This is a genomic window from Frondihabitans sucicola (assembly GCF_030296615.1).
Lineage (GTDB): Bacteria > Actinomycetota > Actinomycetes > Actinomycetales > Microbacteriaceae > Frondihabitans > Frondihabitans sucicola.
The window spans coordinates 955,268-977,695 of sequence record NZ_AP027732.1 but is presented as its reverse complement, the minus strand read 5'-3'; the positions used below and the strand labels follow the sequence as shown (position 1 = coordinate 977,695).

General features: G+C 69.3%; 20 protein-coding genes, 3 tRNA genes and 1 pseudogene. 12 read left to right on the top strand and 12 right to left on the bottom strand.

Translation table 11 applies throughout. The annotated features are described in order from the left end of the window. Positions 1 to 182: 182 nt before the first annotated feature. The 3 genes from ftsH to tilS all read right to left on the bottom strand — a co-directional run bounded on the left by ftsH (position 183) and on the right by tilS (position 3,933). Positions 183 to 2,186, bottom strand: coding sequence for an ATP-dependent zinc metalloprotease FtsH (gene ftsH / locus QUE79_RS05140; protein WP_286345728.1), 2,004 nt, complete (start codon positions 2,184 to 2,186; stop codon positions 183 to 185). A gap of 140 nt (positions 2,187 to 2,326) precedes the next feature. After that, positions 2,327 to 2,878, bottom strand: a complete 552-nt coding sequence (hpt, locus tag QUE79_RS05135; protein ID WP_286345727.1) for a hypoxanthine phosphoribosyltransferase — start codon at positions 2,876 to 2,878, stop codon at positions 2,327 to 2,329. Between the two features lie 23 nt (positions 2,879 to 2,901). Beyond that, the gene (tilS, locus tag QUE79_RS05130; protein ID WP_286345726.1) at positions 2,902 to 3,933 is read right to left on the bottom strand and encodes a tRNA lysidine(34) synthetase TilS; all 1,032 of its coding nucleotides are present in this window, start codon (positions 3,931 to 3,933) and stop codon (positions 2,902 to 2,904) included. A gap of 74 nt (positions 3,934 to 4,007) precedes the next feature. Here tilS and QUE79_RS05125 point away from each other — a divergent pair, with 74 nt between their 5' ends. Next, the gene (locus QUE79_RS05125; RefSeq protein WP_286345725.1) at positions 4,008 to 4,502 is read left to right on the top strand and encodes an inorganic diphosphatase; all 495 of its coding nucleotides are present in this window, start codon (positions 4,008 to 4,010) and stop codon (positions 4,500 to 4,502) included. A 150-nt stretch (positions 4,503 to 4,652) separates the two neighbouring features. Here QUE79_RS05125 and QUE79_RS05120 read toward each other — a convergent pair whose 3' ends face one another. Beyond that, positions 4,653 to 5,996 (bottom strand): C40 family peptidase, encoded by a 1,344-nt coding sequence (locus tag QUE79_RS05120; RefSeq protein ID WP_286345724.1) that lies wholly within the window; start codon positions 5,994 to 5,996, stop codon positions 4,653 to 4,655. A 58-nt stretch (positions 5,997 to 6,054) separates the two neighbouring features. Next, positions 6,055 to 7,371, bottom strand: a complete 1,317-nt coding sequence (locus tag QUE79_RS05115; protein WP_286345723.1) for a M23 family metallopeptidase — start codon at positions 7,369 to 7,371, stop codon at positions 6,055 to 6,057. Between the two features lie 361 nt (positions 7,372 to 7,732). Between QUE79_RS05115 and QUE79_RS05110 the strand changes: the two genes are divergently transcribed. The 3 genes from QUE79_RS05110 (at position 7,733) to QUE79_RS05100 (ending at position 7,994) form a co-directional block, all read left to right on the top strand. Next, a tRNA-Glu gene (locus tag QUE79_RS05110) sits at positions 7,733 to 7,805 on the top strand. 38 nt (positions 7,806 to 7,843) lie between these two features. After that, positions 7,844 to 7,920 (top strand) — tRNA-Asp (locus QUE79_RS05105). Between the two features lies 1 nt (position 7,921). Continuing rightward, positions 7,922 to 7,994: transfer RNA gene (locus QUE79_RS05100), tRNA-Phe, on the top strand. Between the two features lie 741 nt (positions 7,995 to 8,735). Here QUE79_RS05100 and rocD read toward each other — a convergent pair. Continuing rightward, positions 8,736 to 9,968 carry an ornithine--oxo-acid transaminase gene (gene rocD / locus QUE79_RS05095; protein ID WP_286345722.1) on the bottom strand — a complete coding sequence of 411 codons (1,233 nt, stop codon included), beginning with the start codon at positions 9,966 to 9,968 and terminating at the stop codon, positions 8,736 to 8,738. Further along, positions 9,965 to 10,855: a dimethylargininase gene (gene ddaH, locus QUE79_RS05090; protein WP_350271640.1), complete on the bottom strand. Its 891-nt coding sequence runs from the start codon at positions 10,853 to 10,855 to the stop codon at positions 9,965 to 9,967. Before ddaH ends, rocD begins: the two co-directional genes overlap by 4 nt. Positions 10,856 to 10,927: 72 nt before the next feature. Here ddaH and QUE79_RS05085 point away from each other — a divergent pair, with 72 nt between their 5' ends. Beyond that, positions 10,928 to 11,365: an Lrp/AsnC family transcriptional regulator gene (locus QUE79_RS05085; protein WP_286345721.1), complete on the top strand. Its 438-nt coding sequence runs from the start codon at positions 10,928 to 10,930 to the stop codon at positions 11,363 to 11,365. Between the two features lie 37 nt (positions 11,366 to 11,402). Here the strand turns inward: QUE79_RS05085 and QUE79_RS05080 are convergent, their stop codons facing one another. Both QUE79_RS05080 and QUE79_RS26105 read right to left on the bottom strand, forming a co-directional pair. After that, entirely contained in the window at positions 11,403 to 14,369 is a 2,967-nt protein-coding gene (locus QUE79_RS05080) for a bifunctional proline dehydrogenase/L-glutamate gamma-semialdehyde dehydrogenase (RefSeq protein WP_434011034.1), read from the bottom strand. Continuing rightward, positions 14,297 to 15,028 carry a proline dehydrogenase family protein gene (locus tag QUE79_RS26105; protein WP_434011033.1) on the bottom strand — a complete coding sequence of 244 codons (732 nt, stop codon included), beginning with the start codon at positions 15,026 to 15,028 and terminating at the stop codon, positions 14,297 to 14,299. Before QUE79_RS26105 ends, QUE79_RS05080 begins: the two co-directional genes overlap by 73 nt. A 41-nt stretch (positions 15,029 to 15,069) precedes the next feature. Here QUE79_RS26105 and QUE79_RS05075 point away from each other — a divergent pair, with 41 nt between their 5' ends. Next, positions 15,070 to 15,528 (top strand): MarR family winged helix-turn-helix transcriptional regulator, encoded by a 459-nt coding sequence (locus QUE79_RS05075; protein ID WP_286345720.1) that lies wholly within the window; start codon positions 15,070 to 15,072, stop codon positions 15,526 to 15,528. A 65-nt stretch (positions 15,529 to 15,593) separates the two neighbouring features. Here QUE79_RS05075 and QUE79_RS05070 read toward each other — a convergent pair whose 3' ends face one another. After that, on the bottom strand, positions 15,594 to 16,547 hold the full coding sequence (locus QUE79_RS05070) for a DNA-3-methyladenine glycosylase family protein (RefSeq protein ID WP_286345719.1): 954 nt from the start codon (positions 16,545 to 16,547) through the stop codon (positions 15,594 to 15,596). Between the two features lie 9 nt (positions 16,548 to 16,556). After that, positions 16,557 to 17,264 (bottom strand): GntR family transcriptional regulator, encoded by a 708-nt coding sequence (locus tag QUE79_RS05065; protein ID WP_286345718.1) that lies wholly within the window; start codon positions 17,262 to 17,264, stop codon positions 16,557 to 16,559. A gap of 148 nt (positions 17,265 to 17,412) precedes the next feature. Between QUE79_RS05065 and trhO the strand changes: the two are divergent. Both trhO and QUE79_RS05055 read left to right on the top strand, forming a co-directional pair. After that, a pseudogene (gene trhO / locus QUE79_RS05060) lies at positions 17,413 to 18,296 on the top strand (oxygen-dependent tRNA uridine(34) hydroxylase TrhO). A 10-nt stretch (positions 18,297 to 18,306) separates the two neighbouring features. After that, on the top strand, positions 18,307 to 18,795 hold the full coding sequence (locus tag QUE79_RS05055) for a pyridoxamine 5'-phosphate oxidase family protein (RefSeq protein WP_286345717.1): 489 nt from the start codon (positions 18,307 to 18,309) through the stop codon (positions 18,793 to 18,795). A 12-nt stretch (positions 18,796 to 18,807) separates the two neighbouring features. Here the strand turns inward: QUE79_RS05055 and QUE79_RS05050 are convergent, their stop codons facing one another. Then, a complete protein-coding gene (locus tag QUE79_RS05050; RefSeq protein WP_286345716.1) occupies positions 18,808 to 19,413 on the bottom strand; it encodes a hypothetical protein in 606 nt (201 codons plus the stop codon). A gap of 99 nt (positions 19,414 to 19,512) precedes the next feature. On the opposite strand from QUE79_RS05050, the gene QUE79_RS05045 reads away from it, so the two are divergent. From QUE79_RS05045 to QUE79_RS05030, 4 genes are all read left to right on the top strand, one after another. After that, positions 19,513 to 20,538 carry a 6-phosphofructokinase gene (locus tag QUE79_RS05045; RefSeq protein ID WP_286345715.1) on the top strand — a complete coding sequence of 342 codons (1,026 nt, stop codon included), beginning with the start codon at positions 19,513 to 19,515 and terminating at the stop codon, positions 20,536 to 20,538. Positions 20,539 to 20,591: 53 nt separating this feature from the next. After that, a complete protein-coding gene (locus QUE79_RS05040; RefSeq protein ID WP_286345714.1) occupies positions 20,592 to 21,578 on the top strand; it encodes an MDR family oxidoreductase in 987 nt (328 codons plus the stop codon). A 112-nt stretch (positions 21,579 to 21,690) separates the two neighbouring features. After that, a complete protein-coding gene (locus QUE79_RS05035; protein ID WP_286345713.1) occupies positions 21,691 to 22,029 on the top strand; it encodes a GntR family transcriptional regulator in 339 nt (112 codons plus the stop codon). Further along, entirely contained in the window at positions 22,026 to 22,370 is a 345-nt protein-coding gene (locus QUE79_RS05030) for a hypothetical protein (protein WP_286345712.1), read from the top strand. Before QUE79_RS05035 ends, QUE79_RS05030 begins: the two co-directional genes overlap by 4 nt. Positions 22,371 to 22,428 lie beyond the last annotated feature (58 nt).

The following is a 22,428-nucleotide window of genomic DNA, read 5'->3' as shown; positions in this document are numbered from 1 at the left end:
GGATAGCGGTTGCGTCCGCGCGGACGAAGCCACGTCTTCTCGACCTCGGGATCGAGGTCGACGGACGTGGCTGCGTGTGAGACGCGCGGCGCGCCCGAGTCCGACGCGGGGCCGGGCTCGGGCTCCGCGGGGGCTCGGTGCGCCCCGCGAATCGCCTCTCTGCGAGTCTGGTCGCTCACGGCCTAGGCGGGAGCGATGCCGGGGGTGGTGCGCGGAGGACGCTTGCGGGCAGGCTTGGCGGTCGGCTCGGAATCGATGCCGCCGTCGACGGCCCCGGCGTCGACCGGGATGCGAGACGGGATCTGGATCGCGGGAAGGTTCGACGACGGGCGCTTCGAGCTGGACAGCCACTCGGGACGCTCGGGAAGCTTCTTGACGTCTTTGAAGATGTCGGCCAACTCGTCGTGGTCGAGGGTCTCTTTCTCGAGGAGCAGCGCAGCCAGCCTGTCGAGGATGTCGCGGTTGTCGTTGATGACCTGCCACGCCTCGTCGTGAGCCTGCTCGAGGAGGACGCGCACCTCGGCGTCGACCGTTTCGGCGATCTTCTCCGAATAGTCGCGCTCGCCCATGTCACGGCCCATGAACTGCTCGCCGGAACCCTGCCCGAGCTTCACGGAGCCGACCTTGGTGCTCATGCCGTACTCGGTGACCATCTTGCGGGCCGTGGAGGTGGCCTTCTCGATGTCGTTCGAGGCGCCGGTGGTCGGGTCGTGGAAGACGATCTCTTCCGCGACGCGGCCTCCCATGGCGTAGCTCAACTGATCGAGGAGCTCGTTGCGGGTGACGGAGTACTTGTCTTCGAGCGGCAGCACCATCGTGTAGCCGAGTGCGCGACCGCGAGGCAAAATCGTGATCTTGGTGACCGGGTCGGTGTGGCGCATCGCGGCGGCGGCCAGAGCGTGACCACCCTCGTGGTAGGCCGTGATCAGCTTCTCGCTGTCTTTCATCACGCGGCTGCGACGCTGCGGGCCGGCCATGACGCGGTCCACCGCCTCGTCGAGAGCGCGGTTGTCGATGAGCTGAGCATTGCTGCGCGCCGTGAGGAGGGCAGCCTCGTTGAGGACGTTGGCCAGATCGGCACCGGTGAAACCGGGAGTCTTGCGGGCCAGGACCTCGAGGTTGACGTTGGCGGAGAGGGGCTTGCCCTTGCCGTGGACCTCGAGGATCTGCTTGCGACCTTCGAGACCGGGTGCGTCGACACCGATCTGGCGGTCGAAGCGACCGGGGCGGAGGAGGGCGGGATCGAGGACGTCGGGACGGTTGGTCGCGGCGATCAGGATGACGTTCGTCTTGACGTCGAAGCCGTCCATCTCGACCAGGAGCTGGTTCAGGGTCTGCTCGCGCTCGTCGTTGCCGCCGCCGATGCCCGCACCGCGGTGCCGGCCGACGGCGTCGATCTCGTCGATGAAGATGATGGCGGGGCTGTTCTGCTTGGCCTGTTCGAAGAGGTCGCGGACGCGGCTCGCGCCGACACCGACGAACATCTCGACGAAGTCCGAACCGGAGATCGAGAAGAACGGCACCCCGGCCTCGCCGGCGACGGCGCGGGCGAGCAGGGTCTTACCCGTGCCGGGAGGGCCGTACAGCAGCACGCCCTTCGGGATCCGAGCGCCGACGGCCTGGAACTTGGCCGGCTCTTTCAGGAAGTCTTTGATCTCTTCGAGCTCTTCGATCGCCTCGTCAGCGCCCGCGACGTCGTGGAACGACACCTGCGGGGTCTCCTTGTTGTTGAGCTTGGCGCGCGACTTGCCGAACTGCATGACCTTGCTGCCGCCGCCCTGCATGCTCGAGAGCAGGAACCAGAACAGCGCACCGATGATCAGGAAGGGCAGGAGCACCTGGAGCAGCGACACGAAGAAGTTCGACTGGGTGACGACGTCGTCGTAGCCGCCCGTCTTGCCGGTCGAGAGCTTGGCGTCGCTGACGGCCTTGACCACCTCGTCACCGCGCGGCGTCGCGTAGTAGAACTGCGCGGTCGTGTTGTCGTCGAGCTTGAGGTCGACGCGCTGCTCGTTGCTGTAGATCTGGGCCGACGAGACCTTGCCACTGGAGAGGTCTTCGAGACCCTGCTGCGTGGTGATCTTGGTCGTGCCGCCGGCGCTGATGAGGCTCCAGCCGATGCCGATGCCGATCAGAGCGATGAGCACGTAGAGGTACGGGCCGCGGAATAAGCGCTTGAAGTCCATAGAGATCCGGGCGGCGGCCCGATACCTTTCTGCAGGAAGAACGTGAGTTGAAGGTTACCTCCCCGCGCCTTGCAGGCAAGTGGGTGTTCGCCGTAGGAATAACCGGGTTTGCCTGAACCGGTCTTTTCGCCCGTCTTCGCTCAGGAGTAGACGTGCGGAGCGAGGATGCCGATGGCGCGGAGGTTGCGGTACCGCTCGTCGAAGTCGAGACCGTAGCCGACGACGAACTCGTTGGGGATCTCGAAGCCGGCGTACTTCACGTCGACCTCGACGGTCGCGGCCTCCGGCTTGCGCAGGAGAGCGAAGATCTCGACCGACGCGGCACCGCGGCCGCGCAGGTTGCCGAGCAACCAGGAGAGCGTCAGGCCGGAGTCGATGATGTCTTCGACGATGATGACGTCGCGACCGTGGAGATCGGAGTCGAGGTCTTTCAGGATGCGGACCACCCCGGACGACTTCGTGCCGGAGCCGTACGACGACACCGCCATCCAGTCCATCGTGGCGGGGATGCGCAGCTCGCGAGCGAAGTCGGCCATCACCATGACGGCGCCCTTCAGCACACCGACGAGCAGGGGATCGCGCCCGGCGTAGTCGCGCTCGACGAGGCGCGCGACCTCGGCGATCTTCGCGTGGATCTGCTCCTCGGTGTAGAGGATCGAAGAGAGGTCGCCCTCGATGTCGCTGGTTTCCATTGCCTGCTTCTCGTGGTGGGGTGTCAGTCGGCGGTGGGCGTGGCGACGGCCTCGAAATGCAGGATCCCGCCGCGTCTGACCACTGTAACGCCCGGCAGCGACACGGGCCCCTGCCCGTGCCAGTCGGTCACCAGCCGAGCGACCTCGAGGGTCTGGGCCCTCGACAGCGAGACGGCGAACTCGCTCTCGACGGCCAGCCGGATGAGTCGCTGACGCAGCGCCGCGGGATTCGCCGCCAGCCCCGAGACGCTGAGCGAGATCCCGGCCTCGGCGTGGTCCGCGAGCTCCTCCGCCTGCTCCTCGGCGAAGTGGTCGAGCGCCGCGGAGTCTTCGCGCAGCTGGTCGGCCGTCCGCGCGAGCGCCTCGGCGATGCCCGGGCCGAGCTCGCGCTCGAGCATTGGCAGAACGGTCGCGCGCAGACGGACTCGACGGAACGCGGTGTCGTGGTTCTGGGGATCCTGCCAGGCCTCGAGCCCCGAGTCGGCGCAGAAGGCGTGCGTGGTCTCGCGCCGCACGCCGAGCAGCGGACGCGCGAACCGGCCGGACCGCGGCTCCATGCCCTGCAGGCTGGTGGGACCGCTGCCGCGAGCCAGCCCGAGCAGCACGGTCTCGGCCTGGTCGTCGAGCGTGTGGGCGAGCAGGATCGAGAGCGCTCCCGACTCGCGGGCGGCCTCCTCGAGCGCGGCGTACCTGGCCGTGCGGGCCGCGGCCTCCGGGCCGCCTCGGCGCCCCACGGCCACCCGTTTCACGAGCACCGGCGCCAGGCCGAGGAGGGCGGCCTGCTCTGCCGCCCGGGCCGCGACGTCGGCGGACCCCTCCTGAAGGCCGTGGTCGACGACGACGGCCCCGGCCCGCACGCCCGCACGCGGTGCTTCGAACGCCACCGCCGCGGCGAGCGCCAGCGAATCGGGGCCTCCGCTGAGCGCGACCAGGACGTCCGCTTCTGCAGCGAGGGCAGGATCCTGCGCCCTCTCGGCTGCGATCGCGACCAGCGGCTCGCGCGCGGCTCGGCGCACGTCGGCGATGGCGGGGGTCAGGCGAGGGCGGCTGGGCATCTTGTAACGTTACCTGCGGCGCATCACGCGCCCTTCACACTTCTCACACACCTCTCACGCACCAAGGAGCAGTCATGACCGCGTACGACGTCGTCGTCGAAATCCCCAAGGGGTCCCGCAACAAGTACGAGGTCGACCACGAGACAGGCCGCGTGTACCTCGACCGCGTGCTCTTCACCTCGTTCGTCTACCCGACCGACTACGGCTACTTCGAGAACACCCTGGGCCTCGACGGCGACCCCGTCGACGCGCTGGTCCTGCTCGAGTACCCGGTGTTCCCGGGCGTCGGCGTCTCGGTGCGCCCGGTCGGCGTCTTCAACATGACCGACGAGGCCGGCTCCGACGCCAAGGTGCTCGTCGTCCCGGCGAAGGACCCCCGCTGGCAGCACATCCAGGACATCGACGACGTCCCGGAGCAGACCAAGGCCGAGATCGCGCACTTCTTCGAGCGCTACAAAGACCTCGAGCCCGGCAAGTGGGTCAAGACCGAAGGGTGGGGCGACGCGGCTGAGGCCGAGGCCATCGTCGAGGCCGGTTTCAAGAAGCTGGAGGAGGAAGGCGGTCACTGACCCTTCCTCTGCGACACGGCGAATGCACCCGAGGGATCGGGTGCATTCGTCGTTGAGCCGCGCGGACGGGCGGCGGGCCATCGGGCGGCAGGCCACGCCGACGGCAGGCCACGCCGGCGTCAGGCCAAGCCGATGTCAGCCCACCGGGCGTCAGCCCACCGGGCGCCCGACCGCGTAGAGCTCGAAGTAGCGGACGGCGACGATGCGCACCTTGGCGTTGGGGTTCGGGGCCTCGAGCATGCTGCCGCCTCCCACGTACATGGCGTCGTGGTACATGCCGTCGGTCGCGTTGTGATAGAAGATGATGTCGCCGACCCTCATGCTCGAGATCGGCACGAGTCGGCCTTCGCCCTGGAGGTAGTCGTACTGGTAGCGCACCGAGTGACCGCCGATGTAGACGCCGGCCGCCGAGTAGGAGCCCATCATCAGCCCCGAGCAGTCCCAGACGTTCGGACCGGCGCCGCCGAACACGTAGGTCTTGCCGAGCTGAGCCCTGGCGAACGCCACCGCCGTGTTGATCGCCGCGGAGGAACCGGAGGACGGCGGCGTGGGCTTCGGCGGCGTCGGTGTGGGCGGTGCGGGCGCGCTCGGCTTGGACGGTGCCGGGTTCGACGAGTGGCTCGGCGCCGGAGCCTTGGGCGGGCTCGCGGCCTTGCTGGGCGAGGCGCCCTTGCTCGGAGCGGTGCCCGTGCCCGAGTTCGTCGCGCTGCCCGCACCGGAACCGGAGGAGGTCTTGCCGGGGACGACGGGAGTCGTGTCGCCCGCCGACCCAGCGGCCACGCCCGCGTAGTACTTCTCCTCGACCTGGGCCGTCGTGCCCCGGAGGTACGCGACCTGCGCGATCAGCTGCGACTGGTTCTTCTGCTGGTTCGCGAGCGCTGCCGCGGCCGTGTCGGCCAGAGAGTTGGCCTGCTTGAGAGCGGCGGCGGCGGCCTGCGTGCGCTTGGACAGCGCCTTCTGGGCGGCGGCGGCCTGGTCGCTGAGAGCCGTGGCGAGGTTCTGGTCTTGGCGGGCCTGCTGCAGGAGGCTCGTGGTGCGTGACGTGAGGTTGGTCATCGTGCCGAGCTGGTAGAGCAGGTCGGAGGCGTGGCTCGACTCGGTGAGCATCGTCACCGTGAGCTGGCCGCCGCCCTCGTGCGAGAGCTCTGCGACGAGCTGACCGACGCGCTCTTGCGACACCTTCGCGGCCGCGGCCGCCTTCTTCTTCTCGGCGGCGACGCCGTCGAGCTCGGCCTTCGCCTTCTGCTCGGCCAGGACCGCGACCTGGTACCGCTCGCCCGCGCCGGAGACGGAGTCGCTGGTCGACTGAGCGCGCTGCTGGAGGCTCGTGATGGCGTCGTCGATCGACGCGATCTGCTTCTTCGCCGCGGCCTCGTCGCCCTTTGCAGCCTGGACGTCGGACCAGGACGGGTAAGGCGAGGCCTGCGCCGGCGCAACGAGGCCGACAGCCGACGTCGCCACGAGGCCCGCCGACACGGAGAGAACGATGAGCACACCCAGTGTGCGACGCCGGGGCGTCACAGAACGAACGTTTCGGGTGTGCGGATGTTCACTACAGGGTCACTCCTCGGGCGGCCATGAAGGGCACGGCATTGGTTGCGACGCCGCCGGGGCGGGTCTCGAAATGGAGGTGGCAGCCCGTCGACCAGCCGGTGGAACCGACCTGGGCGATGACCTGTCCGACTTTGACGCTCTGGCCGACGGCCACGTGGATGCCGCCGTCGACGATGTGGCCGTAGCCGGTGTCGATGCCGCCGCCGTTGTCGAGGAGCACGAAGTTGCCGTAGCCGCCGTAAGGACCCGCGTAGATCACGGTGCCGGAGTGGGCCGCGTAGATGTTCGAACCGCAGGAGGCGCCGAGGTCGGTGCCCGCATGCAGCGTGTAGGAGCCGGTCACGGGATCGACGCGCATGCCGAAGCTGCTGGTGATGTAACCGCCTGCAGGGCGGGTCCAGCCCTGGGAGTTGGCGATGCCGTTGGCGCCGCCCTGCTTGGCGGCGAGTGCCGCGGCGCGGGCGGCTGCCGCAGCGGCGGCCTTCTGCCGAGCGACGACGCCCAGGTTGTACTGGTGCTCGGTGAGGGCGCGCTGGTGCTTGATGGCGGTGAGCTGAGCCTGCAGACGGGTCTCATTCGCCTTCTGGGCGTCGACGGCCGTCTGGGCCGCCTCAGCGGCGGCCTGCGCGTCGACCAGGGCGGCCTGCGCCTTGTCGGCGAGAGCGGCGAGGGCCTTGGCTGCGACTTCGGCCTGGTCGGTCAGAGACTGCGCCGTGTTGCGGTCTTGCACGGCCTGGGCGTAGATGCCGTTGGCCTGCTCGGTGAGCTTGCTCATCGCGCCGAGCTTGTAGAGCAGGTTGCCCGCCTTGCCGGGGTTGGCGATGAGGTCGGTGCTGATGTTGTTGTTGCCCGACCGCCCGAGCTGGGCGGCCAGCTGACCGGCCCGCGTCTCGCTCGCCTTGGCCACCTTGCCCGCTTGGTCGGCCTGCGCCTGCAGTTTGGCCTTGGTGTTCTCCTGCTGGTCGTAATTCAGTTGCGCCTGCTGGAGGTCCTTGCCCTTCTGGACGGCGACCGCCTGCTTCGCCTTGACGTCGCCGGCGAGTCGCACCAGGAGCTTGTTGATGTTGTCGATCTCGGCGGCCTTCTTCGACTGGCTCTTGGCCGCCGCGGCGACATCCGCCCAGGACGGGTACGTGACCGCGGCGGCGTTGGCCTCGAGGGGCGTGCCGAGGACGACGCCCGAGATCAGGACGGCACCGGCCATCAGCAGGGCCGTGCCCGCGCGCGGCCGACGGACCCGGCGAGAGCGCGCCGAAGGAGCGGCGGAGGCCGTCGTCGCGGGCGCTTGCTTGCCGGAGCGGAGGAAGAGTGTCATCGGATCCCGAATCGTCGTCACGGTGTGACCGGATGGCTCGTCACACTGTTAACACGAGCAACAGTAGCAACGCAGGCCGAGCGGCCCAAGGGGTCTTTTCCCTGGGCTGTCGGCGTCATCCGGCCGGAGACCTTCGTCTGAAAGTCTCAAGAACAGCTTGAAACTAACTCTGACAGGGCATGTGGAGCCTCTGCCCCGCCGGTGTGGCGCATCTGTGGATAACTCCGTTGTACCCACAATTGGGGAGGAGAGGAATGCTCGATTCGAGGCCCGGCAATCCGGGGATCCTGCGGATTTTGCAATTCCGGGTGGGATCCGTATGCTTGTCCCTCGGTTGCTGGAACGCCTTCACGCTTTTCACGGCCCCATCGTTTAGTGGCCTAGGACACCGCCCTTTCACGGCGGCAGCACGGGTTCGAATCCCGTTGGGGTCACGGTACGATGAGTGAAGGAACAACAGCAACACAAGTTTGGCCCTGTAGCGCAGTTGGTTAGCGCGCCGCCCTGTCACGGCGGAGGTCGCCGGTTCAAGTCCGGTCAGGGTCGCCATGGCTGGGTAGCTCAGTTGGTAGAGCGTTCGACTGAAAATCGAAAGGTCCGCGGATCGATGCCGCGTCCAGCCACCCCGTGTCGTGCTTCGCACGACGGTTGCTGGACTCGGTGCTGGTTTAACATCCGGCCAGCCACTTGCATGTCCGTGCTTCGCACGGAATCGGCTGGGCTCGGTGCTGGTTTGACATCCGGCCAGCCACCCCCGTGTCGTGCTTCGCACGACGGTTGCTGGACTCTGTGCTGGTTTAACATCCGGCCAGCCACTTGCATGTCCGTGCTTCGCACGGAATCGGCTGGACTCGGTGCTGGTTTGACATCCGGCCAGTCACCCCCGTGTCGTGCTTCCCACGACGGTTGCTGGACTCCGTGCCTATTTAGAATTCGGCCGGCCACCCCGTGTCGGCGGCGCAGAGCGCGGACACCGGGCCACACCCGTCGCCACACACCCGACCTGACGACGGCGCGGGAGGCCGGCCGTACCCGACCTCCCGCGAAACCCGGCCGGAGAGCGGCCGGGCCGCGCATCCTATGCGCTACATACGGTATATATGCCTTGGTGATTCATGCCTCGAAGACACGCCGGGACAGCAGGACGCCGCCTGAGCGGACGTGATCCGGTGGTCTGCTCAGACGGCGCCGTCTCGGGGCCGCGACGAGGGCGCGTCTCTCAATTCGCCGGAGGTCGTGTTCGGTCCGGTCTCGTGAGCTGCACGGCGGGTGACCCAGGAGGCCGCCCGCGGCCTTCACGGAACCCGCGGCCGCGGCTCGCGCGATCCAGGGCACCTACGACCCGCGGCGAATTGAGGCACACCCTAGCGACCGAGTTCCTCCAGCGTGTCGGCCAGCTGCGCCACGGCCCAGTCGAGCTCGTCGCTCGTCACCACGAGCGGAGGCGCGAGCCGGATGGTGGAGCCGTGGGTGTCCTTCGCCAGGACGCCGCGCCGCATGAGCCCCTCGCAGACGTCGCGTCCGCTGCCGATGGCGGGGTCGATGTCGATGCCGACCCAGAGGCCGGCGCCTCGAACCTCGGCGACACCCGCGCCCGACGCGGCGAGAGCGTCGAGGCCGGACCGGAGCCGGGCACCCAGTTCACGGGCACGATCCTGCCATTCTCCCGTTCCGAGCATCCTGACCACCTCGAGGCCGACTGCGGCGGCCAGCGGGTTTCCGCCGAACGTCGAGCCGTGTTCGCCGGGCCGCAGCACTCCGAGCACATCGCGATCGCCCACGACCGCGCTCACCGGCACGATGCCGCCGCCCAGGGCCTTCCCCAGCAGATAGAGGTCGGGCACGACGTCGACGAGGTCGCAGCTGACCGTGGCACCGGTGCGACCGAGCCCGGCCTGGATCTCGTCGGCGATCATCAGCACGTTGCGGGCGGAGGCCAGAGAGCGGACAGCGGGCAGGAATGCCGGCGGCGGGACGACGACCCCCGCTTCTCCCTGGATCGGCTCCAGCAGCACCGCGACCGTGTCGTCGTCGATCGCGGCAGCGAGGGCGTCGATGTCGCCGTAGGGCACCGAGACGAAGCCGGGCGTGTACGGGCCGAAGTCGGCTCGCGCCTCCGGATCGTTCGAGAAGCTGATGATGGTGGTGGTGCGTCCGTGGAAGTTGCCGTCCATCACGACGATCTTCGCGTGATCCTGCGCCACGCCCTTGACCCGGTAGCCCCAGGCACGGGCCACCTTGATCGCCGACTCGACGGCCTCCGCGCCCGTGTTCATCGGAAGCACCATCTCTTTGTGGAGAAGTGCTGCGAGCTCCGCCGCGAACGGGCCGAGCTGGTCGTTGTGGAAGGCGCGACTGGTCAGCGTGACCCGATCGAGCTGCGCCTTGGCCGCGTCGATGAGGCGAGGGTTTCCGTGCCCGAAGTTGACGGCCGAGTAGGCGGCCAGGCAGTCGAGGTAGCGCTTGCCCTCGACGTCGGTGACCCAGGCACCCTCGGCCGTGGCCACGACGACGGGCAGCGGATGGTAGTTGTGCGCGAGCGCCCCGTCTTCGACCTCGATCGCCGAAGCCGACCGGGAACCGGTGGCGGTGCTCATCGCCGCAGCTCGAGGGTGCAGCACTTCACGCCGCCACCGCCGAGCAGCAGCTCGGACAGGTCGACGCCGATGGGGTTGTAGCCGCGCTCGCGCAGCTGCTTCTCGAAGCCCGTGGCGCGGGAGGCGATGACGACGTTGTAGCCGTCGGAGTACGAGTTGAGGCCGAGGATGGCGGCGTCCTCCTCGCTCACGAGGATGGCGTCGGGATAGCGTTCGCGCAGGATCGCGAGCGACGGCTCGTCGAAGGCGCTCTCGAGGTACGCGATGTTGCTGTGGCCGTCGACCGGCACCGGGTCGAGCACGGCGATCGCGGTGTCGAGGTGGTAGAAGCTCGGATTGATCAGCTTGAGCGTGATGACCTCGCGACCGAAGATGCGGGCCAACTCTTCGTGCGACGTCGAGTCGCTGCGGAAGCCCGTGCCCGCCAGGATCACGTCGCCGACGAGGAGGAAGTCGCCCTCGCCCTCGTTGATCTGCTCGGGCACCGAGACCTCGTAGCCGTTGGCGGCGAACCACTCCATGTACGCGGGGCCCTCCGGCTGGCGCTCGGGGTAGGTGAAGCTGGCGCCGTACGCCTTCCCGTCGAGCACGAACCCGCCGTTGGCCGAGTAGACCATGTCGGGCAGGCCGTCGATCGGCTCGATGAGCTTCACGTCGAAGCCGAGGGAGACGTACGTGTCGTAGAGCGTCTGCCACTGGGCGACGGCCCTCGACGTGTCGGTGGGGTCTTCGGGGTGCATCCACGGATTGATCCGATAGCTGACCGTGAAGTGCTCCGGGCGGCACATCAGGATCGTGCGGTGGGAGGCCTCACGGGTCGGGACGGCGGTCGACTGGGGTTCGGTAGCGATGCTCACGTCAGCCAGTTTCACACGGAATACGCGCATTTCGGCAGCGTCGAACGCAGTATTCATGCAGAATCGAGAAAACGGCGCAACAAAATCCCGTACAGTCTGCTCGTGGACAATCTCGACTTCAGCATCATCGACCTTCTGCGCCAGAACGCCCGCGCGGGCTACGGCGACATCGGCGCCGTGGTGGGCCTCAGCGCCTCCGCCGTCAAGCGCCGCGTCGACCGGATGGTCTCCGACGGCGTGATCCGCGGGTTCACCGTGCAGGTCGACCCCGCCGTCGACGGACTCGCAACGGAAGCGTACGTCGAGCTGTTCTGCCGCGGAACCGTTTCGCCCGCCGAGTTGCAGCGGATCTTGAGCACCGTCCCCGAGGTCGTCGACGCCGGCACGGTCACCGGGAGCGCGGATGCCATCGTCCACATGCGCTCTCGTGACATCCCGAGCCTGGAGGGCGCCCTCGAGCGGGTGCGCAACGCCCCCAACGTCGACCACACCCGCAGCGCGATCGTGCTCTCCAAACTCATCAACCGCCAGCCCGCGTAACCCGCCCGCGCCTCGCCGGAGACCGCCTGCGCGGCGGCTACAGCCGCAACGCCGCCAGCTCGGCGACCGGGTTGCCGAACCGGTGCGCGGTGAGCGACACGGCCTGCTCGTGCAGGAACGGCAGCAGTTCGATCCGCCCCGATTCGGTGACCTCGTCGGCGTAGATCGCGACGTCGGGGCTGCCCGCGACCGCGCGGGCGAGTGCTGCAGGATCGCCGCCGATCAGCCGCACGCGCAGCCCGCGGTAGACGCCGGGCCCCGGGCCGTCGAGACGAGTCGTCGGGTCGGCCTCCAGCAGGGCGGCGCGGTCGAGCGCCACCGTGTTCTGCAGACCGAGTTGAAGCAGGCCGGAGTCTCGCGTGGCTCGCTCGATCAGGGCGAGGTCGTCTTCGACCGGAGCCGAGACCTGCCCCTGCAGGAGGCCCGCCGACGCGCGCGCCAGCCAGAGCCCCTCGTTCTCGATCGTGATCTCGTCGACGCGCACGGGCGAGTCCGCCCCGCGGAGCAACTGCACCAGGGTGGCCGGGAGCGGAAGGGCGCTGCTGATCGAGAGAGGCGCGCCCGCTACGGCAGCCGCAGCCACGAGGCGCACCAGATCGGCCATGCGACCGTCGGTCGAGAGGCGCAGGATCACGGGGTGAGGGCGGTAGCGGAACACGTTGCGCTCGCTTTCGAGGGCCGACGGATCACGCGATCCTGCGTAGTCGTCCTGCCAGGCGCGCAGATCGCTCGCGCTGCCCGATCGCACGAAATCGAACTCGCCGAAGGAGAGCACCGAGCGGGTCGCCTCGATGACGCGGACGCCGACGTCGGGCACGCCGTGCAGGCTGAGCGACGAGGTGGGCTCGTGATTGTTGCGCCGCCAGGTCGTGAGGCCGACGAGCTGGTTGGGGCCGCCGGCCTTCGCGCCGGTGCCCACCGTCGAGCGCTTCCAGCCGCCGAAGGGCTGGCGCTGCACGATGGCACCCGTCGTGGTGCGGTTGACGTAGAGGTTGCCGGCCTGGACCGCGTCCGACCAGGTCGCGATCTCGTCGACGTCGAGGGCGTGCAGGCCGGCGGTGAGCCCGTAGTCGACGGCGTTCTGCCACTCGATGGCCTCGCTCAGCGACGAGGCGTGCATGATGCCGAGAACCGGCCCGAAGTACTCGGTGAGGTGGAACTCGCTGCCCGGCGTGACGCCGTCGCGAATGCCCGGGCTCCAGAGCACGTCGGTGTCGTCGAGCGCCGCGGGCTTGAGCAGCCAGGACTCGCCGTCGGCCAGGGTGCGGAGACCCCGCTCGAGTTTGCCGGTCGGAGGATCGATCAGCGGCCCCATGCGGGTCGTGGGGACGTCGGGATAGCCGACGCGCAGGCTCGAGACCGCGTCGACGAGCTGGCGCCGGAAGCGCGCGCTCTCGGCGACGGAGCCGACCAGGATCACGAGGGACGCAGCCGAGCACTTCTGGCCGGCGTGGCCGAAAGCGCTCTGGACGATGTCGGCCACCGCCAGGTCGAGGTCGGCGGACGGTGTGACGACGATCGCGTTCTTTCCACTCGTCTCGGCGTGAAGCGGAAGGTCGGGCCGCCACGAGCGGAAGAGCGCCGCGGTGTCGTAGGAGCCGGTGAGGATGACGCGGTCGACGGCCGGGTGCGCGATGAGGTCGCGGCCGAGCGACCCCTCGTCGAGGTCGACGAGGGCCAGGAGCGACTTGGGCACGCCCGACTTCCAGAGGATCTCGGCGATGACGGCGGCCGACCGGTGCGCCTGAGGGGCGGGCTTCAGGATCACGCCGCTCCCGACCGCGAGTGCCGCGAGGACGCCGCCGACGGGGATCGAAACCGGGAAGTTCCACGGCGGGGCGACCACCGTGAGGCGCGGAGGAACAGCGACTGCTCCCTCGACGCGGTCGAGGGCCCGGGCCTGCTCGGCGTAGTAGAAGGCGAAGTCGATCGCCTCGCTGACCTCAGGATCGCCCTCGGCGATGGTCTTGCCCGTCTCGGACGCCATCACCTCGATGAGCTCGGCGCGGTGCGCCGCGAGCCCCTGTCCGACGAGGTCGAGGAGCTCGGCCCGGGTGGCGCCGTCTTCGCGCCCCCAGGCGACGCCGGCCGCGGCGACGCCTGCGACGACCTCTTCGAGGCGGCCGGGATCGTCGACCCAGGCTTCGTCGATCGTCTCGATGCCGAGCTCGGAGGTGGCGGAGCGCCGCAGGATCTTGCGCCCCCACGTGCGGTTCGCCTCGAGCGAGGGATCGGTGTCGGACGCGTTGACGAATCCGGCGGTCGGCGCTCCCAGGTCGAGTCGCCGAGAGCGATCCTGTCGGCGGTTCGGACGAGGGACGCGGTCGTCGAGAGCCGCCAGGGAAGCCAGGAACCGCGACTTCTCCCGGTCGAAGACCTCGGGGTCGGTGGCGAGGTCGAAGGCGCCGGAGAGGAAGTTCTCGGACGAGGCGTTCTCTTCGAGGCGGCGGACGAGATAGCTGATGGCGGAGTCGAACTCGTGCGGGTGGACGACCGGCGTGTAGAGCAGCAGCTGCCCGACGTCGGCACGGACGGCAGCCGCCTGGGCGGTCGCCATGCCGAGCAGCATCTCGAAGTCGACGCGGCCCGTGACCATGCGGCGCTTGGCGAGGTTCCACGCGTAGGCGACGTCGAAGAGGTTGTGCCCCGCGATGCCGATCTTGACGACGGCCGCGTTGTCGAGGGTGAGCGCCCAGTTGAGCATGCGCTTGTAGTTGGTGTCGGTCTCGACCTTGCTCGACCAGGTGGCCAGCGGCCAGCCGTGCAGCGAGGCGTCGACGCGTTCCATCGCCAGATTGGCGCCCTTGACGACCCGCACCTTGATCGGCGCCCCGCCGCGGGCGACGCGCGCCCTCGACCACTCGGTGAGGAGCTGCAGCGCCCCGAGCGCATCGGGCAGGTAGGCCTGGAGGACGATACCGGCTTCGAGCTTCAGCATCGAGGGCGTGTCGAGGATGCGCGTGAAGACGTCGATCGTGAGATCGAGGTCGTGGTACTCCTCCATGTCGAGGTTGATGAACTTGGTCGTCTCGGCGGCGCTGGCCAGCTCGAAGAGGGGAGCAGCCGCGCGACCAGGCGGTCGCTGGTCTCTTCGAACGCCCAGAGCGAGAGCTGGCTGGCGACGGCGCTGACCTTGATCGACACGTAGTCGACGTCGTCGCGCGCCAGCAGATCGCGAGTGCCTCGGAGCCGCCGGTCGGACTCGTCGTCACCCAGGACGGCCTCGCCCAGCAGGTTGAGGTTGAGCCGCGACCCGTCGGCGCGGAGCTTGGCGAGGCTGGCGCCGAGGCGGGACGGCGTGGCGTCGACGATGAGGTGCTCGACCATCCGCCGCAGTGCCCGGCGCGCCATCGGAACGGTCGGCCACGGTGCCCCCGATGCCATGCTGCCGCCGGCCGAGATGGCCGCCCGGAGGAACCAGGGCAGGAACGAGGGGATGGAGTGGCTCAGCTCTTCGAGACTGCGGCCCGCGACGTGCAGATCTTCGGGCCGCACGACCCGGTCGACGAACCCGAGCGTGAAATCGAGGCCGGCAGGATCGCGAAGGACCCCGGCCAGTCGGGCGGCCGACGGATCGACCTTCGCCCCTTCGGAAGCAGCGAGCCAGCGTCGAACGGTCTCGATGGTCTCGGTGGCGAGGTCAGCGGAGCGCACGTCGGACATGCTTCGAGGATATGCCGCGCCACCGTCTCTACACTGGGCGAATGGCCGAGCAGCTCACCGAAGACGAGTGGAGCGTCTGGGACACCTTCTACGCGATGCGGCGTCGCCTCGATCGCGCCCTCGAAGTGCGCCTCTACGAGGGCTCGGGCGTGTCGGCGCCGGAGTACGAGATCCTCGCCGGCCTCGGCCGGAGCGCCGATCGTCGGCTTCGCGTTCGGGACATCGCCGAGCAGATCGGCTGGGAGAAGAGCCGCGTCAGCCACCAGGTGACGCGCATGGAGAAGCGCGGGCTGGTGCGCCGCAGCGAGTGCGACTCCGATGCGCGCGGCACCTGGGTCGAGCTCACTCCCGACGGCCGCCGCGCGATGCTCGAGTCGAGCCGCGGCCACAACGAGGCGATCAAGCGCTACTTCGTCGACGTGCTGGGCGAGGAGGGCGAGTCGCTGCGTGCTTTCTCACAACGCGTCCTCGACGCCATAGGAGACGACGCTTCCGACTGAGGCGTGGCAGGGCACGCGATCTGCCACGCCTCATCTGGCAGAGCAGTTCACGCACCCTGCCACGCCTAGTGGTGTCGGTGGTCTTGGATTGTGAGGCGTGGCCCGAAGCGGGGTTTACGAAACCCACTCGCCCCGATGAGCCGCATCACGCGCTCCCGGTTGCCGCGCCACGGCTCGAGCAGTTCGAGCATGCCGTCGTCGTCGACGGGGCGGCCGATCAGCGCCCAGCCGACGAGGGCCGGGAGGTGGTAGTCGCCGACACTGGGTGAGTCGGCGTCGCCGTGCGCCCGCTGGCTGGTCTCGGCCGCCGTCCACACGCCGACGCCGACGACGGAGCGCAGCCGCTTCTGGATCTCGTCGCCTCCGCGCCCGAGGCTCAGCGTGCGCTCGAGCCCGGCGGCGACCGCGCAGACGCGCATCACGGTCGCCGAGCGCTGGGGGCCGACGCCGGCACGGTGCCACTCCCAGCTCGGGATCCGTGACCAGCCGGCGGCGTCGGGTGGGACGACGAGCCCTTCGGGGGCCGGCCCGGGCGCGGGTGTTCCGTGGGCCCGGACCAGCTGCCGCCACGCGCGCCAGGCCTCGGTGCTCGTCACCTTCTGTTCGAGCACTGCGGGGACGAGCATCTGCACGACCTGATTGGTGCGCGTGAGCCGCAGCCCGGGCAGCCGACGACGCGCGTCGGCGAGGAAGTCGTTGCGGGAGACGTCGAGACCCGACCAGTCGTCGCCGTCGCCGAGGAGCTCGGGCACCCCGTCGATGAGCCACTCGGCGCCGTCGCCCCAGGCCGTCGCCTCGATGCCGGACGACGACGGCACGAGCCGGAGGCTGCCCGGCCCAACGGGTGTGCGGACGGCACGCCAGATCGTCGACCCGACGACGCGGTACGCAGGATCACCGGACCCGCGCGACAGCCCGCGGAGCGTCTGGTGCAGGTGCACGGGCTCGGGCGGGGCGTAGCGCGTGCGGAACTCGGCCGTCGGACCACCGGAGGCTGGGGCGACGACCATCGAGGACATGCGGACAGGCTAACCGTCGGGACCGACACCCTTCGCATCGACGAGGCCGGCGCCGCCGGGTGCGCCGGCCACCGCCGCGGCCCCGAGATGGGAGACGACGGCTCGGACCACGGCGGACTCGTCGCGTCGCTCGACACCCCGCAGGATCTCGACCGCGAAGCCGGTCACCAGGGAACGATCGACGGGCACCGGGGTGTTGACGAAGCAGAAGGCCAGCCGCACGCGCACCTCGTGGAGGAGGTCGAGGAGGAGAGGGTTGCCCGCGCGCTGCGAGAAGAAGCACAGGACCCGGTCGACCGAGGCGAGGTCGTCGGGTTGCCAGCAGGCCGGGCCGTGCTCCCGGCCCAGCTCGACGACGGGCGCCAGTCGTCGGCGAAACTCGACGACGGCAGCGTCGTCGAGGCGGGACACGACGCCTTCGACGGCGGAGACGGTCAGTGCCGCGTGGACTTCGAGCGCCTGGACGAGACCGGCGAGCGACGGCACGGCTACGCGAGTGAAGCGATTGGGCTCCATCTCGATGAGCCCGATCTCGGCCAGTCGTTCGAGCGCCGTGCGGATCGGGGTGCGTGAGACACCGAGCCAGGCCACGAGCTGCTCGTCGTGAAGGCGTTCGCCGGCGACGAGGGTTCCGTCGAGGATGGACCCGAGGAGTCGCCGCCGAACACTGTCGCTGAGCAACTCGCGCGATTTCGAGCGCGCTGCGACAGAAGGCACGGGGCTCATCGAGCGCTCCCGTTCGGGCTGGTACGCGACCTGCACACGCTGATCATGGGCCTCCCCCTAGCCGTCGCCCGTCGTGCGACATTTACATTTCATACACTATAGGGGCCCGGTCTCCTCTCGGGAAGTTAGACTTCCGGGTGTGGCGACCCCGAAGATCCTGCTCTACTACGTGTTCACGCCACTCGCTGATCCCGAGGCGATCCGGCTCTGGCAGCGCGACCTCTGCGAGTCGCTCGGCCTCGTCGGCCGCATCGTCATCTCGAAGGACGGCCTCAACGGCACCGTCGGCGGCGACCTCCCGAACGTCAAGCGCTATCTCCGGAAGACTCGGGAGTACGCCCCGTTCAAAGACCTCGACGCGAAGTGGAGCGAGGGGCGCGGCGACGACTTCCCCGGCTGAGCGTGAAGGTCCGCGACGAGATCGTCAGCTTCGGCGCGCCGGGCGAGCTGCGCGTCGACGAGCACGGCGTCGTCGGCGGCGGCACGCGTCTCGACCCGGAGCAGCTCCACGAGCTGACCGCGCGCGAAGACGTCACGTTCTTCGACGGGCGGAACGAGTTCGAGGCCCGGATCGGGCGCTTTCGGGGTGCGGTCGTGCCCGACGTCCAGAACACTCGGGAGTTCGTGGCGGAGCTCGACTCGGGCCGCTACGACCACCTCAAGGATCGTCCGGTCGTCACCTACTGCACCGGCGGCGTGCGCTGCGAGGTGCTCACGTCGCTCATGATCGACCGAGGGTTCCGCGAGGTCTATCAGCTCGACGGCGGCATCGTCCGCTACGGCGAGCGCTTCGGCGACGACGGACTGTGGGAGGGCTCGCTGTATGTCTTCGACAAGCGCGGCGAAGTGGAGTTCAGCGACCACGCGGCGGTCCTGGCATCCTGCGTCGTCTGCGGGGCTCCGAGCTCGCACCTGCAGAACTGCGCGGATCCGCAGTGCCGCGAACAGCTCGTCGTCTGCCGTGTGGCGGGGGTACACGACGGTGAGCGCATCCTGTGCGCCGCGCACGCCGCCGCAGCGTAGCGTCCGCGGCATGACCGCTACAGCAGAAGAGATCAAGACAGTCGCCGATGTCCTCGACAAGGCCCGCATCGGACTCCTCACCACGCTCGACGCCGAAGGGCACCTCGTCAGCCGGCCCCTGGCCCTGGTCGACCGCGACTTCGACGGCTCGGTGTACTTCTTCGTCGCGAAAGACAGCCCCAAGGTCCACGACATCGATGCGAACCCGCAGGTGAACGTGGGCGTCGAGACGTCGAAGGGCTGGCTGTCCATCTCGGGGACGGCGGTTCTCACCACCGATTCCGCGAAGATCGACCAGCTCTGGAACACCGGCGCCGAGGCCTGGTTCGACCAGGGCCGCGACGACCCGCAGGTCGCGCTCCTCGAGGTGGACGCCCACACCGTCGAGTCGTGGACCAGCACCGAGCCGAAGGCCGTGACCCTGCTCAAGTACGCCAAGGCCGCGGCCACGGGCGGGCACCCGAAGAACGTCGGCGACAACGAGACGATCTCGCTGTAGCAGCCGCCGGGGTCAGCGGCAGGTGACCTCGGAGCCCGACTGGGTGAGGTAGTGCCCGGGCCCCACCAGGGAGCACTGCTGCGCGACGTCGACCTCGTAGCGCACCCAGGAGAGCCCGATCGCACCGACGACGAAGATGCTCAGGAGCGATACCAGGACTCCGACGAACCCGAGCACACCCGCTCGGCCGACCTCGCGAGAGCGGTGGACCGAGTAGACGCCGATGAACAGGCCGACGATCCCGACGAAGAAACCCACCACGATCGACGCGATGCCCGAACCTCGACCGGGGTCGTCGTCGACGGGAGGCCACGACGGCGACGGGGCGTCGTAGAGCGGCTCGGCTTCGCCCGGCTCGACGGCCGGCGGAGGGCCCAGGAGTTCACCGAAGAGCGGCTCTGCTCGAGCAGGATCGGGGGTGGCCGGCCAACCGGGAACGGTACCCGGCGCGATCGGCTCGCCCGATCGGGGCGCGACGGACTGCGTCTCGGCCGGCGGCTGAACGCCGGGTGGGCGGTAGCCCCCGGGGACCGGTGGCGGCCCGGGAGGACCCACGCGGGTGCCGGCGCCGCGGCGGAACCGCTGAAGCGCCGGGTCGTTGTCGGAAGGGCTCGCCATCAAGTCGATCCTAGGTCGTCGGTACGACATGATGGATCCACCGCGGCTCCTCGACGACTGATGGATCGAGCCACCGCAAGCGATCGACGGAGTGCAAAGATGCGAATCGGAATCCTCACCTCGGGCGGCGACTGCCCCGGCCTCAACGCGGTCATCCGCGGTGCCGTCCTCAAGGGCGTGCAGATCAACGGCCAGGAGTTCGTCGGGTTCCGCGACGGCTGGAGAGGCGTGGTCGAGAACGACGTCGTCCCGCTCGGCCGAAAAGACATCCAGGGCATCTCCAAGCAGGGCGGCACGATCCTGGGAACCTCCCGGACGAACCCCTTCGAGGGAAACGGCGGAGTCGAGCGCATCACCGAGAACCTCAAGCGCCGCGGCATCGACGCCATGATCGCCATCGGAGGCGAGGGCACGCTCGCGGCGGCCAAGCGTCTCACCGACGCGGGCCTCAAGATCGTCGGCGTCCCGAAGACGGTCGACAACGATCTCGGCGCCACCGACTACACGTTCGGCTTCGACACCGCCGTCCAGATCGCCGTCGACGCGATGGACCGGCTCCGCACGACGGGTGAGTCCCACAGCCGGTGCATGGTCGCGGAGGTGATGGGCCGCCACGTGGGGTGGATCGCCCTGCACTCCGGGATGGCGGCCGGCGCGCACGCGATCCTGATCCCCGAGCAGAAGACGAGTGTCGAGCAGCTCGCCGAGTGGGTGCGATCGGCGTACGACCGCGGCCGGGCGCCGCTCGTCGTGGTCGCCGAGGGATTCGTGCCCGACGAAGAGGACGACGCCCACTCCGAACGAGGGCTGGACGCCTTCGGCCGGCCGCGCCTGGGCGGCATCGGCGAGCGTCTCGCACCGCTCATCGAAGAGCTCACCGGCATCGAGACCCGCGCCACGACACTCGGGCACATCCAGCGCGGCGGCACCCCGTCGGCGTACGACCGCGTGCTCGCGACGCGACTCGGCATGGCGGCCAGCGACTCCGTCCTGGAGGGGCTGTGGGGCCGGATGGTCGCGCTACGCGGCACGGACATCGTGCACGTCTCGTTCGAGGAGGCTCTCGGCACGCTCAAGGTGGTGCCTCAGAACCGCTACGACGAGGCCGCGATCCTGTTCGGCTGATCCCTCCCGCCCGTCTCGACGAAGCATCAAGGCTCCGGGCGTAGCGTCGCAGCATGACTCGTGCCGTCGTCGTAGCCCAGGATGAGACCGCCCGCCTTCGAGAGGTCGACGACGACTTCCTCCGGCAGGGTGCCGGCACGGGCGATGCCGTGATCGACGTCGAGTGGTCGAGCCTCAACTACAAAGACGGCATGGCGCTGACCGGCGACCGCAGCGTCGCGCGCGTCAGCCCACTGATCCCGGGCATCGACCTCGTCGGCACGGTCCGGGCGTCCGACGGCGCCGGGCTCTTCGACGTGGGGGACAGCGTGGTGCTCAACGGCGCCGGAATCGGCGAGACGCGGCACGGCGGGTTCTCCGAGCGGGCCGTTGCGGATCCGGGGTCCCTCGTGATCCTGCCCGAGGCCATCACGCCTCGACGCGCAGCCGCCATCGGCACCGCCGGGTTCACGGCCATGCTGAGCGTCCTCCGGCTCGAGGCCGACGTCGCTCCCGATGCGGGAGACATCCTGGTCACCGGCTCGGCCGGGGGTGTCGGATCGATCGCGATCGCCCTCCTCAGCCGCCTCGGCTACCGGGTCGTCGCCTCCACGGGACGACCGGAGCAGGCCGACTTCCTGCGCGGCCTGGGCGCTGCCGAGGTCATCGACCGGGCGACTCTCGGAGAGGCCGGCAAGCCGGTGCAGCGGCCGCGCTGGGCGGGTGCGATCGATTCGGTCGGCAGCCACACGCTCGCCAACGTGCTCGCGCAGACGCAGTGGGGCGGCAGCGTGACCGCGTGCGGGCTGGCGCAGGGCAGCGACCTGCCGACCACCGTGCTCCCCTTCATCCTGCGCGGGGTCTCCCTTCGGGGGATCAACTCCGTCGACGCGCCGCGATCCCTGCGCGAGACCGCGTGGAGCCGCCTGGCGACCGATCTCGACCTCGACCTGCTCGACTCGCTGACCGACGAGGTGGGGCTCGCCGAGGTCATCGGACTCGCCGAGCCGATCCTCGGTGGGCAGGTCCGCGGACGCACGGTCGTCGACGTCCGGCGCTGACTCACCCGGATCATCACCCGCCGACACGGCCCCTCCTACGCCTCGACAGACCGGATCGGCATATCCTAGAGTCTGAGATACTCGATACATTGACCTGCATTGAAGGTTAGGCATGCCCGTCCCCACCGGTCCCGACAATCCCGCGCCGCGTCGTCTGCTCCGCGACATGGTCTTCGAGAAGATGATCGCCGCCATCCAAGACGGCACGTTGCAGGCCGGCGAGCGCCTGAACGACGACGAGCTCGTCGCCTGGCTGGGGGTCTCGCGCACGCCGATCCGCGAGGCCATCGCCAAGCTGGTCGACTACGGGCTCGTCGAGATGGAGGCGAACCGCTACACGCGTATCGTCAAGCCCACCTTCGAGATGTACCAGCACGCCGTCCAGATGCTCGGAGGGTTCCACGAGCTCAGCGCGCGCTGGGCATTCCCCGGTTCACCGACGCCGACGTGAAGAGCTACCTCGCGCTGGGCGCAACCGCTCTGAAGCACCTCGAAGCGCACGACACCCGAGCGGTCGCCGACATCGGCGCCATGACCACGTTCACGCTGGAGCGGACGGGCAACCCCCTGCTCCCCCAGCTCGAAGCGACTCTCAACGCCCGCGTCATCTTCATGATCCAGGCGGCGCTCGACGAGTTCCGCTGGGACGAGACGATCGAGTACATCACCCGACTCCGCCGTGCCGCCGAGCACCGCGACTACGCAGCCATCATCCCCGCGTTCGAGGCCTTCCAGAGCGCGACCGAGAACCACCTCGCGGCTGTCCATGCCGCGGGCGCCATCCCCGACTGAACACGTCCGGCCGCGCAGGGCGGCCGCCAGGACACTCCGTCACCCCGATTCGACCAGG

What these genes read in the sequence shown, in the direction of transcription:
- QUE79_RS26105 (WP_434011033.1), bottom strand. Translation starts at nt 15,028, where the DNA reads ATGTCCGACGTGCGCTCCGCTGACCTCGCCACCGAGACCATCGAGACC.
- QUE79_RS05045 (WP_286345715.1), top strand. Translation starts at nt 19,513, where the DNA reads ATGCGAATCGGAATCCTCACCTCGGGCGGCGACTGCCCCGGCCTCAAC.
- QUE79_RS05050 (WP_286345716.1), bottom strand. Translation starts at nt 19,413, where the DNA reads ATGGCGAGCCCTTCCGACAACGACCCGGCGCTTCAGCGGTTCCGCCGC.
- QUE79_RS05080 (WP_434011034.1), bottom strand. Translation starts at nt 14,369, where the DNA reads ATGGAGGAGTACCACGACCTCGATCTCACGATCGACGTCTTCACGCGC.
- ddaH (WP_350271640.1), bottom strand. Translation starts at nt 10,855, where the DNA reads ATGCGCGTATTCCGTGTGAAACTGGCTGACGTGAGCATCGCTACCGAA.
- hpt (WP_286345727.1), bottom strand. Translation starts at nt 2,878, where the DNA reads ATGGAAACCAGCGACATCGAGGGCGACCTCTCTTCGATCCTCTACACC.
- tilS (WP_286345726.1), bottom strand. Translation starts at nt 3,933, where the DNA reads ATGCCCAGCCGCCCTCGCCTGACCCCCGCCATCGCCGACGTGCGCCGA.
- rocD (WP_286345722.1), bottom strand. Translation starts at nt 9,968, where the DNA reads ATGAGCACCGCCACCGGTTCCCGGTCGGCTTCGGCGATCGAGGTCGAA.
- QUE79_RS05040 (WP_286345714.1), top strand. Translation starts at nt 20,592, where the DNA reads ATGACTCGTGCCGTCGTCGTAGCCCAGGATGAGACCGCCCGCCTTCGA.
- QUE79_RS05075 (WP_286345720.1), top strand. Translation starts at nt 15,070, where the DNA reads ATGGCCGAGCAGCTCACCGAAGACGAGTGGAGCGTCTGGGACACCTTC.
- ftsH (WP_286345728.1), bottom strand. Translation starts at nt 2,186, where the DNA reads ATGGACTTCAAGCGCTTATTCCGCGGCCCGTACCTCTACGTGCTCATC.
- QUE79_RS05125 (WP_286345725.1), top strand. Translation starts at nt 4,008, where the DNA reads ATGACCGCGTACGACGTCGTCGTCGAAATCCCCAAGGGGTCCCGCAAC.
- QUE79_RS05035 (WP_286345713.1), top strand. Translation starts at nt 21,691, where the DNA reads ATGCCCGTCCCCACCGGTCCCGACAATCCCGCGCCGCGTCGTCTGCTC.
- QUE79_RS05115 (WP_286345723.1), bottom strand. Translation starts at nt 7,371, where the DNA reads ATGACACTCTTCCTCCGCTCCGGCAAGCAAGCGCCCGCGACGACGGCC.
- QUE79_RS05055 (WP_286345717.1), top strand. Translation starts at nt 18,307, where the DNA reads ATGACCGCTACAGCAGAAGAGATCAAGACAGTCGCCGATGTCCTCGAC.
- QUE79_RS05070 (WP_286345719.1), bottom strand. Translation starts at nt 16,547, where the DNA reads ATGTCCTCGATGGTCGTCGCCCCAGCCTCCGGTGGTCCGACGGCCGAG.